Here is a 14,516-nt window from a genome sequence, read left to right on the forward strand (position 1 = left end):
AAATTTATTTTTTTAACATTTAAAAAATTACTTTTAAATACTATTTATTTGTTAAAAATAGTATCTATCTCTTGTAAAGTGAGCGTTTTAAAAATTGGTTTTCCAAATGGTGAACTATTAGGTTCTTTACAAGAAAACAAATCATTTACTAAGTTTTCTTGTTCTTTATTTGATAAGGTAGTTCCTGTTTTAATAGCCAATGATTTTGCAAAAGATTTTGCCATAATATCAAAATGACTAAAACTAGTATCAGGAACTTCTAATTTCATATCATCCAATAACTGCTCCAAAATAAAAGTAATTTGACTTTCTGTAATTGAAGTCGGAATTCCTCGAATAACCACACTCTCTTTGGTAAATTCTTCAAAAACAAATCCAGTTCCTTCCAAATCTGATTTGATACTGTAAATCATTTCAATATCATTTGAAGAAAATGAAATGCTTACAGGAAACAATAATTGTTGACTACTAGCTTCCTTTACAGTAATACTCTCTAAAAATTCTTCATATAACACACGTTGATGTGCCAATGATTGATGTATTAGAACGACTCCAGATTTTATAGAGGATAAGATGTATTTCTTTTGGATTTGAAAAGTTTTTCCTGTTTCTGTTTCGTGAGAACTTTCAAATAATTGTTCTTGTTGAGAACTTACAGAAGCAATTGGTTCGAACTCAGTATTTGTATATAAAGCTTCCCAATTTCCATGATCTTTTTTAAAGTTCGCAGTATAACTATTTGAACTACCCGAAGAGTTTGAAGAGCCTGAGGTGTAGCTAGTACTATTCGTTTTAATAGGTTCTGTAGGGGTTGGGTCGTTTTTAAACGGATTAAAAGTAGGGTCTACCGTAATTTTGGGCATAGAAGCCGAAGTAACCTTACTCAAATCGTATGGAGTGTCTAAATTAGCATCTCTATCAAAATCTAAAACTGGAGCAATGTTATATTGTCCTAAACTGTGTTTTACAGTAGCACGTAAAATTGCATAAAGCGCTTTCTCATTATCAAATTTGATTTCTGTTTTAGTAGGATGTATGTTAATATCAATACTGTTAGGAGGTACCTCTAAGTATAAAAAATATGATGGATGTGATCCTCCTTCTAACAGTCCTTCGAAAGCATTTACAACAGCATGATTTAAATAGGAACTTTTAATAAAACGATCGTTTACAAAAAAGAACTGTTCTCCTCTTTTTTTCTTGGCATACTCAGGTTTTGCTACAAATCCAGTAATGGTTAAAATGTCAGTTTGTTCTTCTATTGGAACCAACTTCTCATTCATTTTTGTTCCAAAAATACCTACAATACGTTTACGTAAATTACTTTTAGGTAAATTGTAAATTTCATTGTTGTTATGATGCAACAAGAAACTGATATCTGGATGTGCCAATGCCACACGCTGAAACTCATCAACTACATGACGTGTTTCAATGGTATCTGATTTTAAAAAGTTTCTGCGTGCAGGAATATTGAAAAATAAGTTCTTAACGGCAATACTAGTTCCTTTTGCTGTAGAAACTACTTCTTGAGAAGTTATTTTACTACCTTCAATTTTAATTTGAGTTCCAAGCTCTTCGTTTTCTAACTTTGTTTTTAACTCTACATGTGCAATAGCCGCAATAGATGCTAGAGCTTCTCCTCGGAATCCTTTTGTATTTAAGTTAAAAAGATCTTGAGCATCTTTAATTTTTGAGGTAGCATGACGTTCAAAGCTTAAACGAGCATCTGTTTGACTCATTCCTTTACCGTTGTCAATTACCTGAATTAAGGTTTTTCCAGCGTCTTTAAGTAATAATTTTATAGATGTAGCTCCTGCATCAATAGCGTTTTCAATAAGTTCTTTTACAACAGAAGCAGGTCGTTGAACAACTTCTCCTGCAGCAATTTGATTCGCTACGTGATCAGGTAGTAATTGTATGATATCAGACATTTAGTTAGTTTCTTGGTATAAAAATAGAGAGATCAAAATCAATAATATAAAGGAAAAGCAATATCAAAATAACAATAGTTATTACAATGGTTTTATTCAATCCCCCATATTCAGAGTTTTTAAATTCCTCTATGGCAGCATTGAACTTTCCTTTAATCCCTTTGCGTTTACCAACGGTACTCCTATATTCATCAAATTTGTGTTTGAATTTGTATGGATTTTCACCTTTGTAATAGCGAGGTTGATAATCAAACTTTTTATTTTCTCTCTTAATAAATCCCATAAATAGAAAAGTGTATTTTAAGTGTAAAACAATCAAAAATTACACCAAAATAAGATGAAATCCAAAGTTACTGAATAAATTAAAGGTGGTCAAAAAATGTTTATAAATAGTATGTTTAAGAGATATTTGATTGTATAAAAAAAGTCAAGAGTATATCTCTTGACTTTTCTTTATATTGTTTAAGCGAGTAGCTTATTAAAAACCAATTTCTGAAGTAGAAGTCCCAGTGTTTTTAATTGCAGCCATTTTAATAGCGGCTACAGCACATTCTACTCCTTTGTTTCCTAATTTTCCACCAGAACGATCTATAGATTGTTGCTTAGTGTTATCTGTTAATACACAGAAAATCACAGGGATGTCATATTTGATATTTAGGTCAACAATTCCTTGTGTAACTCCTTCACAAACAAAATCAAAATGTTTTGTTTCTCCTTGAATTACATTTCCAATTGCAATGATGGCATCTACTTTTTGAGATTCAATCATTTTTTTACAACCATACACCAATTCAAAACTTCCAGGAACATCCCAGGAAATGATATTTTCTTTGGTAGCTCCACAATCTAAAAGTGTGTCAATTGCTCCTTTGTGAAGGTTCCCTGTAATGTCAGGATTCCATTCAGAAACAACAATCCCAAATCGAAAAGATTTCGCATTTGGGATTGAAGCTTTATCGTAATGAGATAAATTTGTTGTTGCCATATTAATTATTGTGCATATTTAGCAGCATTAATGTATTTTTCAATATCTCTACCCTGATCAGAGTTTGAATACTTCTCTTTAATTGTAGAGAATAATTTTTCAGCTGTACTATAATTTTTTACTTCCATTGCAATTTGACCTGCTTTAAATAAAAATAATGGAGAAGTAAATTGATTGTCTTTTTTGTTAGCTGCCTTTTGGTAGTAGTCTAAAGCGTCGTCTAATTGATTGATATCAGCAAAAGCATCACCAATAGCACCCAATGCTGTTGGACCTAATAATTCATCATCAGAGTCAAACTTACTTAAGTAGTCAATAGCTTCCTTATACTTTTTCATTTTTAAGTAAGAAATACCAGCGTAATAGTTTGCTAAGTTTCCTGCTTTTGTTCCACTAAAAGTAGAGGCAATATCAATGAATCCGTATTTACCATCACCACCTTCTAAACCTAAATTGTATAAAGAATCTGCTTTAACACCAGCTGCAGTTGCCGCTTGATCAAAGAACGTTCTAGGGAAAGCTAATTCATTAGAAGCTTCTTTTTCAGTTGGTTCAGCAATGAATTTATTGTAACCTAAATAACCTAAAATTAAAGCTGCTATTACAACTAATCCGTAGAATAAAGGTTTGCTGTTTTTTTCAATCCATTCTTCTGATTTATTGGCAGTTTCGTCTAAGGTATTAAATACTTCAGCCGTTGTACTTTGCGTTTCATCAAATGTTTCTTCTACTTCTTGAACAACCTTTTCTTTCTTAGGTTTATAACCTCTTTTCTTGTATGTAGCCATAATTGCTTAAAAATTAGTGGCGACAAAAATAGTTTTTTTAATTGGATTTTAAAAACCGATTATTCGTAAAATTTCGATAATTTGCGCTTTCTTTTCTCAAACATTCGTATTACATGTATTTGCAGAAGCTATCACTAGTGAATTTTAAAAATATTGAATCGCAAACTTTTGAATTTCAAAAGAAGATAAATTGTTTTGTTGGTAATAATGGTATTGGAAAAACCAATGTGCTAGATGCAATCTATTATTTGTCATTTGCGAAAAGTTATTTTAATTCGATTGCAGGACAGAATATTCGTCATGGACAAGACTTTTTTATGATTGAAGGTGAGTATATGTTAAGTGAAAGAAATGAGAAAATTTTATGTTCTTTAAAGCGTGGACAAAAGAAAGTGTTGAAGCGTAATGGAAAGGCGTATGAAAAATTTTCAGAACATATAGGTCAATTACCCTTAGTTATTATTTCTCCTGCAGATAGAGATTTGATTGTAGAAGGAAGTGATACTCGTAGAAAATTTATTGATGGAGTTATTTCTCAACAAGATAAAAAGTACTTACAAAGTTTAATAAACTATAATAAGGTGGTGAGTCAACGAAATGCCTTGTTAAAGTACTTTGCAGCCAATAGAACGTTTGACGCGTTGAATTTGAAAGTTTATGATGAACAATTAGTAGAGTACGGAAAAGTTATTTACGAGAAGCGAAGAGCTTTCTTAGATGAGTTTGTGCCAATTTTTAATGAAAAACATCGTGTGATATCAGGAGAGAATGAAGAAGTGAATTTGCGATATAAGAGTCAGTTGCATGAAACATCATTTGAAGAATTATTGACATTAAGTTTAGAAAAAGACAAAATAATTCAGTATACTACAGTAGGAATACATAAAGATGATTTAGGATTTGAAATAGGAGAGTTTCCTATCAAGAAATTTGGGTCTCAAGGACAACAAAAATCCTACTTAATCGCTTTAAAATTGGCGCAGTTTGAGTTTATTAAAAGGCAATCAAATGTTACTCCGATTTTATTGTTGGATGATATTTTTGATAAATTAGATGAGCATCGTGTAGCCCATATTATTGATTTAGTAAATAATGATGAGTTTGGTCAGATTTTTATCACCGATACACATGCAGATAGAACAGAAACAGTTATAAAGCAAAGTAATCAAGAATACCAAGTTTTTAAATTAAGTTAGATGGCAAAAAGAGAAAATAATAGTTTTTCTATAAAGGATTTAATGGGAAGTTTTATTCAAGAGAATAATTTGAAAAAAGGTTTCCAGAAAATGCATATTGAGGAAGCTTGGGAGAAATTGATGGGAGCAGGAGTAGCTTCATATACAAGTGAAGTAAAGCTTCAAAACGGAACTCTTATCGTTCGTTTAACTTCTTCTGTACTAAGAGAAGAACTGAGTTACGGAAAAGAGAAAATCATCAATATGCTAAATCACGAAATGGGAGAAGATTTGGTGAAAAGATTAATGCTAGTCTAAAAAGAACTCATATAATGCTCAGTGTAGCTTATATTAACTTGGGTTATTTAAAGCAAAAAACTCGACACATGTTGTATCGAGTTTTTAATATATGTTAAGAAGTTGTTTTCTTAGAACATCTCTCTTCCTGAGAAATGGAAAGCACCTTCGATAGCTGCATTTTCATCAGAATCAGAACCGTGAACAGCGTTTTCACCGATAGAAGTAGCGTATAATTGACGGATAGTTCCCTCAGCAGCTTCAGCTGGGTTAGTAGCACCAATTAAAGTTCTAAAATCTTCAACAGCGTTATCTTTTTCTAAGATAGCAGCAATAATTGGTCCACGAGTCATAAACTCTACTAATTCACCAAAGAATGGACGCTCACTGTGCACTCCGTAAAAAGTTTCAGCGTCACGCTTAGTCATTTGAGTTTTTTTCATAGCCACGATTCTAAATCCTGCAGCGTTGATTTTTTCTAAAATAGCACCAGTATGTCCGTTTTCAACAGCATCTGGTTTAATCATTGTAAAAGTTCTATTTGTTGCCATTTGTATAAGTTTCAAAATGTTAAATGTGAATTGTACTACTCGTACAAATCGGCGCGAAATTACATATTTTTTTTAATTTAATTGTATATTCGCCACTTATGATTTTAAAACGATTTGAAGAGTTAAGAGAATTTCTTGAAAAACCAAGAAATATTGTGGTGATTGGACATAAGAACCCTGACGGGGATGCCGTAGGGTCTACTTTAGGTTTAAAACATTATTTAGATAAAAAAGGGCATACAGTACAAGTATTGATGCCAAATGAATATCCAGATTTTTTGCACTGGATACCTGGGTCGGAAACAGTAAAGCGTTTTGATAGACAAAATAATCAGTCAGTGAAAGCTTTAGGAAGATCTGAAATTATTTTTCTTTTAGATTTTAATGCACTCCATAGGGTGGGAGATGATATGAAAAATACCTTAGAGAAATATGAACACGATTTTGCTTTGATTGATCATCATCAACAACCAGATGATTTTGCATATATGTATTCAGATACATCTATGTCATCAACTTGTCAAATGGTATACAATTTTATTGAAATGATGGGAGATGTAGCAATGATTGATAAAAACATAGCAACTTGTTTATATACTGGTATTATGACGGATACGGGTTCGTTTCGTTTTCGTTCAACAACAAGTCAAACCCATAAGATAATAGCTGATTTAATAGATAAAGGTGCTGAAAATGATCGTATTCATAGTAATGTGCATGATGCGAATTCATACAATAGACTTTTATTATTAGGACAAGCATTAAGTAATTTGAGTATATTACCAGAATATAAAACTGCATTTATCTCATTATCTCAAGAAGAAAAAGACAAGTTCAATTATGAAAAAGGAGATACTGAAGGGGTAGTGAATTATGCTTTGTCTCTCAAAGGAATAGTCTTTGGAGTTATTTTTATTGAAGATAAGGAGCAAGGAATTGTGAAAATTTCTTTTAGGTCTAAGGGTAAGTTCTCCGTAAATCAGTTTGCAAGAAATCATTTTAATGGTGGGGGACATGATAATGCTGCAGGAGGTAGAAGCACGAGTGGATTAGAAGATACTATAGAAAAATTTAAGACGTTATTACCAACATATAAAGAGGAGTTGTTAACGAGTTATGAAAGTTAGAATAGCTACAATAGTGTGTTTTATATTGTTGTTTTCTTGCAAAGAACCTGAAGCGAGAAGACCAAAAGGGCATGGAACGCAAAACTTTTATAAAGAAATTCTTGAGAAGAGTAAAAAACTAAATAGCTTAGAAAAGAAGCGTTTAGAAAAATGGATTGTTCAAGATACGGTAAATGATTATAAGTTATCGCCTTTAGGGTTTTGGTATATGTATCATGTCAAGGATACAGTAGATACAACAACCCCTAAGTTAGAAGATGTTGTTCAAATAGCTTTTGATATAACCAGTATGAGTGGAGATACACTTTATAATAAACAAGAAAGAACGTATAAAGTGGATAAAGAAGATTTTGTTCCTGGTTTACAAGATGGAATAAAGTTGATGAAAAAAGGAGAAACTATTACATTTGTGATTCCGTCATATGTGGCTTTTGGAGTCTCAGGAGATGGAAATAAAATAGGAATTAATCAACCAATAAAAAGTACAGTTACTTTAATAGATATTAAATCAAGCAATTAAAAATGAAATTAACTAAAGTTTTAGCAGTAGCAATCGCAGGTATGGCAATTGTTTCTTGTAATAATGGAGGCTTCAAAGCGAAAAGCTCTCTAGATAATGAATTAGATTCTGTAAGCTACTCATTAGGGTTAGATATGGCTGTGAAAATCAAAGCAAATTTTGATGAAATGGACCAAAACTTATTTGTTCAAGGTTTTAAGAACGGGATGGACTCGACAAGTATGTTGATTGAAACTAAAGACGTAAATGAAGTTTTGCGAGCTTATTTTCAGAAGAAACAACAAGAGAAAATGAAGCAAATGCAAGAAGAGCAAAAGAAAAAAGCTGAAAAGGAATTTGCAGATTATAAGAAAGAGAACGAGCAATTTTTAGTTGATAATAAAACTAAAGATGGAGTTCAAACTACGGCAAGTGGTTTACAATATATAGTGGAGAAAGAAGGAGCAGGAGAAGCACCTACTGGAAACCAAAGAGTAAAGGTTTTATATAAAGGAACTTTAACGGACGGAACTGTTTTTGATTCGAACGAAAATAGAGAGAGACCATCTGAGTTTGGAATAGGACAGGTAATTAAAGGATGGACGGAAGGACTTCAGTTAATGAAGCCGGGAGCTAAGTATAAATTCTTTATTCCTCAAGAATTGGCTTATGGACATCAACAGAGAGGTCAACACATTAAGCCGTTTTCAACATTGGTTTTTGAAGTAGAACTAATGGAAGTTGTACAAGACAATTTAGGAGCGGGTCACTCAAAAGGAGATGGACACGGACACTAATAAAATATTAAAAACACCAACTTTTAAGTTGGTGTTTTTTACTTAAACACCCTTTAAAAGATGAGAATTGTAAAGTATTTATTGGTATTAACGCTGATTGTTGTTTCTTGTAAATCAGTAAAATACCCGGATTTAGAAAATGGTTTGTATGCAGATATACAAACAAATAAAGGAGATGTATTGGTAAAGCTCTATGAAAAAGAAGTACCAATGACTGTAGCTAATTTTGTAGCCTTGGCTGAAGGGAATCACCCGAAAGTAACTGATTCTCTTAAGGGGAAGCCATTTTATGATGGAACTAAGTTTCATAGAGTGATTAAAGACTTTATGATTCAGGGAGGAGACCCTACTGGAACCGGAGGAGGTAATGCAGGATATAAATTTGATGATGAATTTCCGATGGATCAAGAAGCTAAGTTAATATACCCTCATGATGGGCCAGGAGTATTGTCGATGGCAAATTCTGGACCAAGTACAAATTCTAGTCAGTTTTTTATAACACATAAAGAAACACCTTGGTTAAATGGAAAACATTCAGTTTTTGGAAAGGTTAGTATTGGTCAAGATGTTGTGAATGCTGTAGAACGTGATGATTTTATTAGTAAAGTGGATATTATTAGGGTAGGTAAGGATGCTAAAAAGTTTGATGCTCCTGTTGTTTTTGAAGCAGAATTTGCCAAAGTAGAAGAGCGTAAAGCAGAAAGAGAGCGAATGATTCGATTAAAGAAAATGAAATTTCAGGAAGAAAAAGAAATTCATAAATCTACAGCTACAGATTCTGGGCTTAAAATTTTACAACTTCAAGAAGGAGATGGGAAGAAGGTGAATCCAGCAATTCCAACTACAGTACACTACACTTTGTATTTAGATGATGGTACAAAAATTGATTCATCTTTGGATAAACAAACTCCATTTACATTTACGTTAGATGATGCTAATATGCCATTAATAGCAGGGTGGAAAGAAGGAGTAAAAACTATGAAGGAAGGTGGTAAATCACGCTTTTTTATTCCATATTATTTAGGATATGGTGAAGGTGGTTATGGACCTATTCCTGGTAAGTCTGATTTGGTTTTTGAAGTAGAAGTATTAAAAGTAGGGAAGTAGTTTGTTAGATTATATTTTACAAAAAGATAGAGAGTTACTGATCTTCTTAAATAATTTAGGAAGTGAGCAATGGGATGGTTTTTGGTTATTTATCACGAATCAATTTAATTGGATACCTCTGTTTGCTTTTATATTGTATCTGGTTTTTAAAAACTTTGGATGGAAAAAGGGATTGTTTTTGATGCTGTTTATTGCGGTAATGATTACTTTTTCAGATCAGTTTACAAATTTTATTCGAGGAGTATTTGAAAGACTTCGACCTATTAATGATGCTACAATAAGTCATTTATTAAGAGAAAAGTTGATTTCTCCTAAAAGTTTTAGTTTTACTTCGGGTCATGCAACTTCATCAATGACAATATCAGTATTTATATTTTTCTTGCTAAGAAATAAGTATCCAAAATATATAGGTTTGATATTTTTATTTCCTATTGTATTTGCTTACAGTAGAATTTATTTAGGAGTTCATTATCCTACAGATATAACAGTAGGAGCTATAAATGGAACTATTATAGGTTTTGTTTTTTATAAATTACACTCTATTCTAACAAAAAGAATTTTCGATTAATTCTTTTTGTTATTGTAGTAAAGGTATTTGGTACTATGATAAAATCCACTTAGTAAGCTATCCATGCTTTGAGTGATAAGTGGTTTTTTCTTATAAATATTTTCAAGGTTTGTACTATTTAAATTGTACAAACCTTGTTTTTTTGTAGTGGTTGTTTTGTAATAATATAATGAGTCGATGATCAACCCAGCTGATGGTTCTCCTTCTATATTTTTGTAAATAAAAGAAGCTGGTTTGGTTAATGTTGAGTCTAAGGCATTAATACCTAAGGTATAGTTGGTGTAATCGATGCGCGCAAGTTCCATGGTAGTAGGAACAATATCGATTAGGTTTATGTTCTTTTTAATGGTTTGTGGAGCGGCGTATTTTGGTGAATAAATAAAAAGAGGAACATTGTGTCTTAAAATCCCTAGTTTATCTTCATTTTCTTTAAAATGAGTAATCTTTTTCATACCTCCTTGATGGTCTCCAAAAAATACAAATATGGTGTTGTCAAAATATCCAGATGCTTTAGCTCTTTCAATGAACTTACCAACATTAAAGTCTAAATAACGTAATGCGTTCAATTGTTCTAAAGATCTATATGCTGACTTTTCTAAAGTTTGTTTGTTAATGTTTTCTTCTTTTAAAGGTTGGTAAGTTTCTTTTGTATCAGGAACTGTAAAAGGCATATGGTTGGTAGCTGTCTGAATATAGGCAACAAAAGGAGTTTTTTGATTGTGTAATTTTTTTAACTCTTTGTCAGCTTCTTTAAAAAGATCGTAATCGTCAATTCCCCAAACATCTGCTCTATTCTCGTTTTCATAACTTCCTTCTTCAAAAACTTTTAAATCATTAATATTAGATTGAAAAACAGCTCTAATATTGGCCCAGTTAGCACTACCACCTAAAAAATAAAGCTTTTCATAATTGTTAAATTGATCCAATAATATACGTTGGTTTATAACATTTGGGTTTCTTGAAGCCGACCTAACATTATCTACATCTGGTAAACCAGTGACACTAGCAAAAACACTTCCTGCAGTAGTTGATTTATGAACATAGTGATTGGTGAAGTTGATACTTTTTTTCATTAAGCTATCCATTACTGGAGTGCTGTTCATAGGATTTCCATAAAAACTTAATGCTGCATTCCCCGTAGATTCAAGCATTACAAATACAACATTAGGAGAATGTTTAATAGAATCTTTAAAAGAAGCTGTTCTTGTAAAATTTAAACTATCACCTTGCATACCTAAATAAGTACGCATTGCAGGATAATATTTTTTAGTTTTTTCAATGTCAAAACCTTCAGATCTGAATTTGAAACTATCAAAAAAGTATAAAACTGGGTTTAAACTAAATTGGTTGATGTTTTTATTTTTAGAAAAGAATGCTTGACTCCATCTCAATGGGTAATGAGTAAAGCTATTGTAAATTCCAAAAGCGAGTATCAGTAAAGTTGTAACAAATAATATGGCTTTTTTCTTCTTACTAGTATTCTCTGTTGCATTTTTGAATTGACTGAATAACCACTTGTTAAATTTTATTGATAGAAATATAAAAAGAACGATACCTATCAGTCCTTTAAAAACAGGGTAGCTCTCAAAAAATACTTGAGAAGAAATTTTTAGATTTTCAAAGAAGCGCAATGCAGAAGCATTTAAACGTAAGTTTAAATAACTGAAATGCCCAAAGTCGAATAAATAAAAGCTCAATAAGACAAAATGTACAATAGAAAAGTAAGTAACACTGATTTTTTGTGCTATTTGTCTTTTGAAAAATGTGTTTGGAATAGAAAATATATAAATAGCAATTGGAATAACTGCTATAACTGCTAGTTTAATGTCAAATCTTGTACCTAATAAATAAGCTCTTTTAACTTCATTAGTTGCGGCATCAGATAAATCTATACTAAAAGTGTAGAAAATATATCGTAAAGTAAATAGAAAAATGAAGATAGCTAGAATGTTAGCAAAGGTGTATTTAATGTAATTAGGTACGTTTTTGAACATTTTGATAATCTTTAAAATGAAGGCAAAGATATTTATAAAAAAAAAACACTTGGTACCCCAAGTGTTTTTTTATGATAAAAAGTTAAGAATTATTATTCGTCAAACTCTGTTCTTGTTTCCTGCGGCTTTTCGCCTTTTTCAATTTTTATGTTAAGTTTATTCGTCTTGTCGTCTAAATCCATAAAAATTGAATCTCCTTCGTCTAATTTAGAGTTTACAATTTCTTCAGCTAAAGCATCTTCTATATATTTTTGAATTGCTCTTTTTAAAGGTCTTGCACCGTATTGCTTATCGAAACCTTTATCAGCAATATAATCTTTTGCTTTTTCACTTAAGGTTAAGTTGTATCCTAAATCAGCAATACGAGTTAATAATTTTTGTAGCTCAATATCAATAATCTTGTGAATGTCTTCACGCTCTAAAGAATTAAAGATAATTACGTCATCTACTCTGTTTAAGAATTCTGGAGCAAAAGTTTTCTTTAAGGCACCTTCAATAATACTTTTTGCATGAGCATCTTCTTGTTCTTTTTTCGAAGAGGTGCCAAAACCAACTCCACCACCAAAATCTTTAAGTTTACGAACTCCAATATTTGAAGTCATAATGATTATTGTGTTTCTAAAGTCTATTTTTCTACCTAAACTATCAGTAATGTGTCCGTCATCTAAAACTTGTAAAAGAGTGTTGAACACATCTGGATGAGCTTTTTCAATTTCATCTAAAAGAACAACAGAGTAAGGTTTGCGACGAACTTTTTCAGTAAGTTGTCCGCCTTCTTCGTATCCTACGTATCCTGGAGGTGCTCCAATTAATCGAGAAATAGCGAACTTTTCCATGTATTCACTCATATCAATTCTAATTAAAGAATCGTCAGAATCAAATAATTCTTTGGCAAGAACTTTAGCTAATTGAGTTTTACCTACACCTGTAGATCCTAAAAAGATAAAAGAACCTATCGGTTTGTTTGGATCTTTTAAACCAACTCTATTACGTTGAATAGCTTTAACCACTTTTGTTACTGCGTCATCTTGACCAATTACTTTTCCTTTAATTAGGTTTGGTAATTCAGCTAAACGATTACTCTCAGCTTCAGCAACACGATTTACAGGAATTCCTGTCATCATTGAAACCACTTCAGCAACATTGTCTTCAGTTACTGTTTCTCGGTGTAGCTTAGAGTCTTCTTCCCATTGATTTTGAGCAGATTCTAAAGCTGTTTCAATATTTTTCTCGTCATCACGTAATTTTGCAGCCTCTTCATATTTTTGGCCGCTAACCGCTTTGCTTTTACGTTCTCTGATCTCTTCTAATTTAGCTTCTAGTTCTAAAATTTGTTGAGGAACAACAATGTTGGTTATATGAATTCTAGATCCTGCTTCATCCAAAGCATCAATAGCTTTGTCTGGTAAAAATCTATCGGTCATATAACGATTTGTTAATTTAACACAAGCTTCGATAGCTTCATCTGTAAACTCAACATGATGGTGTGCTTCATATTTACCTTTGATGTTGTGTAAAATTTGTACAGTTTCTTCTACGGTAGTAGGATCTACAATTACCTTTTGAAAACGACGCTCTAAAGCTCCGTCTTTTTCAATATTAGTTCTGTATTCATCTAAAGTAGTTGCTCCAATACATTGAATTTCTCCTCTAGCTAAAGCTGGTTTTAGCATATTAGAAGCATCTAACGATCCTGTAGCGCCTCCGGCACCTACGATAGTGTGGATTTCATCAATGAATAAAATGATATCATCATTTTTTTCTAGTTCATTCATTAATGCTTTCATACGTTCTTCGAACTGTCCTCTGTATTTTGTTCCTGCAACTAAACTAGCTAAGTCTAAAGAGACAATACGCTTGTCAAATAAGATTCTAGATACTTTTCTATTAACGATTCGTAGTGCTAACCCTTCAGCAATAGCTGATTTACCTACTCCAGGCTCACCAATTAACATTGGGTTATTCTTTTTGCGTCTACTCAAAATTTGAGAAACACGCTCTATCTCTTCTTTTCTTCCAACGACAGGGTCAAGTCTATTTTCTTCCGCTAATGCCGTTAAATCACGTCCAAAATTGTCTAGAACAGGTGTTTTAGACTTCTTTGTTTGTTTTCCTTTAGGAGGTTGTTGCCCATAAGGATTTGATTTTTCATCTGAAAATTCACCTTCAGATGGAGTTTCAGCAATTGGATCTATATTCATGTTATAATCTTCTACGTGTAATTCTTTATACACAGCCTTCGCTTGATCATAATCTACGTCGTACTTTTGTAAAAGTTTTGTTGTAGGGTCGTTTTCGTTTCTAAGTATACATAGCAAAAGGTGTGCGGTATCTATCGCAGAGCTTTGATATAACTTAGCTTCTAAAAAAGTGGTTTTAATAGCTTTTTCAGCCTGCCTTGTTAAGTGTAAGCTCTTCTTTTCGTTTGAATGTAAAGAAGGGGATGAAGGATTTAATTTTTCCAGTTTATGGCGCACTAAATCTAAATCTACATCGAACGTAGTTAAAATTTCAATAGCCTTTCCGTCTCCTTTTCTTATTAAACCTAATAAAAGATGTTCTGTTCCAATAAAGTCATGTCCTAGTCGCAGGGCTTCTTCTTTACTGAAAGTAATAACATCTCTAACTTGTGGTGAAAAATTATCGTCCATAAAATTTATTTCTGTGTTGTGTAAAGTTAATGAGATTTTTTATTAA

Annotated in this window: 14 protein-coding genes; 7 read left to right on the forward strand and 7 right to left on the reverse strand. The window is 32.1% G+C overall.

Annotated features, from left to right (window positions below; genetic code table 11):
• Positions 1-44: 44 nt before the first annotated feature.
• The 4 genes from mutL to ABNT22_RS06165 form a co-directional block, all read right to left on the reverse strand.
• Positions 45-1,931 (reverse strand): DNA mismatch repair endonuclease MutL, encoded by a 1,887-nt coding sequence (mutL, locus tag ABNT22_RS06150; protein ID WP_348715077.1) that lies wholly within the window; start codon positions 1,929-1,931, stop codon positions 45-47.
• Positions 1,932-1,935: 4 nt separating this feature from the next.
• Positions 1,936-2,214 (reverse strand): riboflavin synthase subunit beta, encoded by a 279-nt coding sequence (locus ABNT22_RS06155; protein WP_348715078.1) that lies wholly within the window; start codon positions 2,212-2,214, stop codon positions 1,936-1,938.
• Positions 2,215-2,409: 195 nt separating this feature from the next.
• On the reverse strand, positions 2,410-2,916 hold the full coding sequence (gene ribH, locus ABNT22_RS06160) for a 6,7-dimethyl-8-ribityllumazine synthase (protein ID WP_348715079.1): 507 nt from the start codon (positions 2,914-2,916) through the stop codon (positions 2,410-2,412).
• Positions 2,917-2,921: 5 nt separating this feature from the next.
• Positions 2,922-3,704: a tetratricopeptide repeat protein gene (locus tag ABNT22_RS06165; protein ID WP_348715080.1), complete on the reverse strand. Its 783-nt coding sequence runs from the start codon at positions 3,702-3,704 to the stop codon at positions 2,922-2,924.
• A gap of 113 nt (positions 3,705-3,817) precedes the next feature.
• On the opposite strand from ABNT22_RS06165, the gene recF reads away from it, so the two are divergent.
• Together recF and ABNT22_RS06175 are read left to right on the forward strand one after the other, a co-directional pair.
• On the forward strand, positions 3,818-4,900 hold the full coding sequence (gene recF / locus ABNT22_RS06170; protein ID WP_348715081.1) for a DNA replication/repair protein RecF: 1,083 nt from the start codon (positions 3,818-3,820) through the stop codon (positions 4,898-4,900).
• On the forward strand, positions 4,901-5,197 hold the full coding sequence (locus ABNT22_RS06175; protein WP_348715082.1) for a DUF721 domain-containing protein: 297 nt from the start codon (positions 4,901-4,903) through the stop codon (positions 5,195-5,197).
• Positions 5,198-5,307: 110 nt separating this feature from the next.
• Here the strand turns inward: ABNT22_RS06175 and ABNT22_RS06180 are convergent, their stop codons facing one another.
• Positions 5,308-5,727, reverse strand: coding sequence for a nucleoside-diphosphate kinase (locus tag ABNT22_RS06180; protein WP_028892988.1), 420 nt, complete (start codon positions 5,725-5,727; stop codon positions 5,308-5,310).
• A gap of 98 nt (positions 5,728-5,825) precedes the next feature.
• Between ABNT22_RS06180 and ABNT22_RS06185 the strand changes: the two genes are divergently transcribed.
• From ABNT22_RS06185 to ABNT22_RS06205, 5 genes are read left to right on the forward strand one after another with little or no spacing between them, the layout of a single operon-like run.
• The gene (locus tag ABNT22_RS06185) at positions 5,826-6,854 is read left to right on the forward strand and encodes a bifunctional oligoribonuclease/PAP phosphatase NrnA (RefSeq protein ID WP_348715083.1); all 1,029 of its coding nucleotides are present in this window, start codon (positions 5,826-5,828) and stop codon (positions 6,852-6,854) included.
• The gene (gene gldI / locus ABNT22_RS06190) at positions 6,844-7,374 is read left to right on the forward strand and encodes a gliding motility-associated peptidyl-prolyl isomerase GldI (protein ID WP_348715084.1); all 531 of its coding nucleotides are present in this window, start codon (positions 6,844-6,846) and stop codon (positions 7,372-7,374) included. The genes ABNT22_RS06185 and gldI overlap by 11 nt, the downstream gene beginning before the upstream one ends.
• A gap of 2 nt (positions 7,375-7,376) precedes the next feature.
• Positions 7,377-8,150, forward strand: a complete 774-nt coding sequence (locus tag ABNT22_RS06195; RefSeq protein WP_348715085.1) for an FKBP-type peptidyl-prolyl cis-trans isomerase — start codon at positions 7,377-7,379, stop codon at positions 8,148-8,150.
• Between the two features lie 60 nt (positions 8,151-8,210).
• Entirely contained in the window at positions 8,211-9,257 is a 1,047-nt protein-coding gene (locus ABNT22_RS06200; RefSeq protein ID WP_348715086.1) for a peptidylprolyl isomerase, read from the forward strand.
• 1 nt (position 9,258) lies between these two features.
• A complete protein-coding gene (locus ABNT22_RS06205) occupies positions 9,259-9,825 on the forward strand; it encodes a phosphatase PAP2 family protein (RefSeq protein WP_348715087.1) in 567 nt (188 codons plus the stop codon).
• On the opposite strand, the gene ABNT22_RS06210 is transcribed toward ABNT22_RS06205, so the two are convergent.
• Positions 9,822-11,819, reverse strand: coding sequence for an LTA synthase family protein (locus ABNT22_RS06210; RefSeq protein ID WP_348715088.1), 1,998 nt, complete (start codon positions 11,817-11,819; stop codon positions 9,822-9,824). The two genes, ABNT22_RS06205 and ABNT22_RS06210, sit on opposite strands and share 4 nt — an antisense overlap.
• 92 nt (positions 11,820-11,911) lie before the next feature.
• The gene (locus ABNT22_RS06215) at positions 11,912-14,470 is read right to left on the reverse strand and encodes an ATP-dependent Clp protease ATP-binding subunit (RefSeq protein WP_348715089.1); all 2,559 of its coding nucleotides are present in this window, start codon (positions 14,468-14,470) and stop codon (positions 11,912-11,914) included.
• Positions 14,471-14,516 lie beyond the last annotated feature (46 nt).

The organism is Tenacibaculum sp. 190130A14a (genome assembly GCF_964048965.1).
In the GTDB taxonomy this organism is placed as follows: Bacteria; Bacteroidota; Bacteroidia; order Flavobacteriales; family Flavobacteriaceae; genus Polaribacter; species Polaribacter polynesiense.

Excerpts from the sequence above, each read along its gene's own strand:
- ABNT22_RS06200 (WP_348715086.1), top strand. The coding sequence starts at position 8,211 with ATGAGAATTGTAAAGTATTTATTGGTATTAACGCTGATTGTTGTTTCT.
- recF (WP_348715081.1), top strand. The coding sequence starts at position 3,818 with ATGTATTTGCAGAAGCTATCACTAGTGAATTTTAAAAATATTGAATCG.
- ABNT22_RS06175 (WP_348715082.1), top strand. The coding sequence starts at position 4,901 with ATGGCAAAAAGAGAAAATAATAGTTTTTCTATAAAGGATTTAATGGGA.
- ABNT22_RS06180 (WP_028892988.1), bottom strand. The coding sequence starts at position 5,727 with ATGGCAACAAATAGAACTTTTACAATGATTAAACCAGATGCTGTTGAA.
- ABNT22_RS06210 (WP_348715088.1), bottom strand. The coding sequence starts at position 11,819 with ATGTTCAAAAACGTACCTAATTACATTAAATACACCTTTGCTAACATT.
- ribH (WP_348715079.1), bottom strand. The coding sequence starts at position 2,916 with ATGGCAACAACAAATTTATCTCATTACGATAAAGCTTCAATCCCAAAT.
- gldI (WP_348715084.1), top strand. The coding sequence starts at position 6,844 with ATGAAAGTTAGAATAGCTACAATAGTGTGTTTTATATTGTTGTTTTCT.
- mutL (WP_348715077.1), bottom strand. The coding sequence starts at position 1,931 with ATGTCTGATATCATACAATTACTACCTGATCACGTAGCGAATCAAATT.
- ABNT22_RS06215 (WP_348715089.1), bottom strand. The coding sequence starts at position 14,470 with ATGGACGATAATTTTTCACCACAAGTTAGAGATGTTATTACTTTCAGT.
- ABNT22_RS06195 (WP_348715085.1), top strand. The coding sequence starts at position 7,377 with ATGAAATTAACTAAAGTTTTAGCAGTAGCAATCGCAGGTATGGCAATT.
- ABNT22_RS06165 (WP_348715080.1), bottom strand. The coding sequence starts at position 3,704 with ATGGCTACATACAAGAAAAGAGGTTATAAACCTAAGAAAGAAAAGGTT.
- ABNT22_RS06185 (WP_348715083.1), top strand. The coding sequence starts at position 5,826 with ATGATTTTAAAACGATTTGAAGAGTTAAGAGAATTTCTTGAAAAACCA.
- ABNT22_RS06155 (WP_348715078.1), bottom strand. The coding sequence starts at position 2,214 with ATGGGATTTATTAAGAGAGAAAATAAAAAGTTTGATTATCAACCTCGC.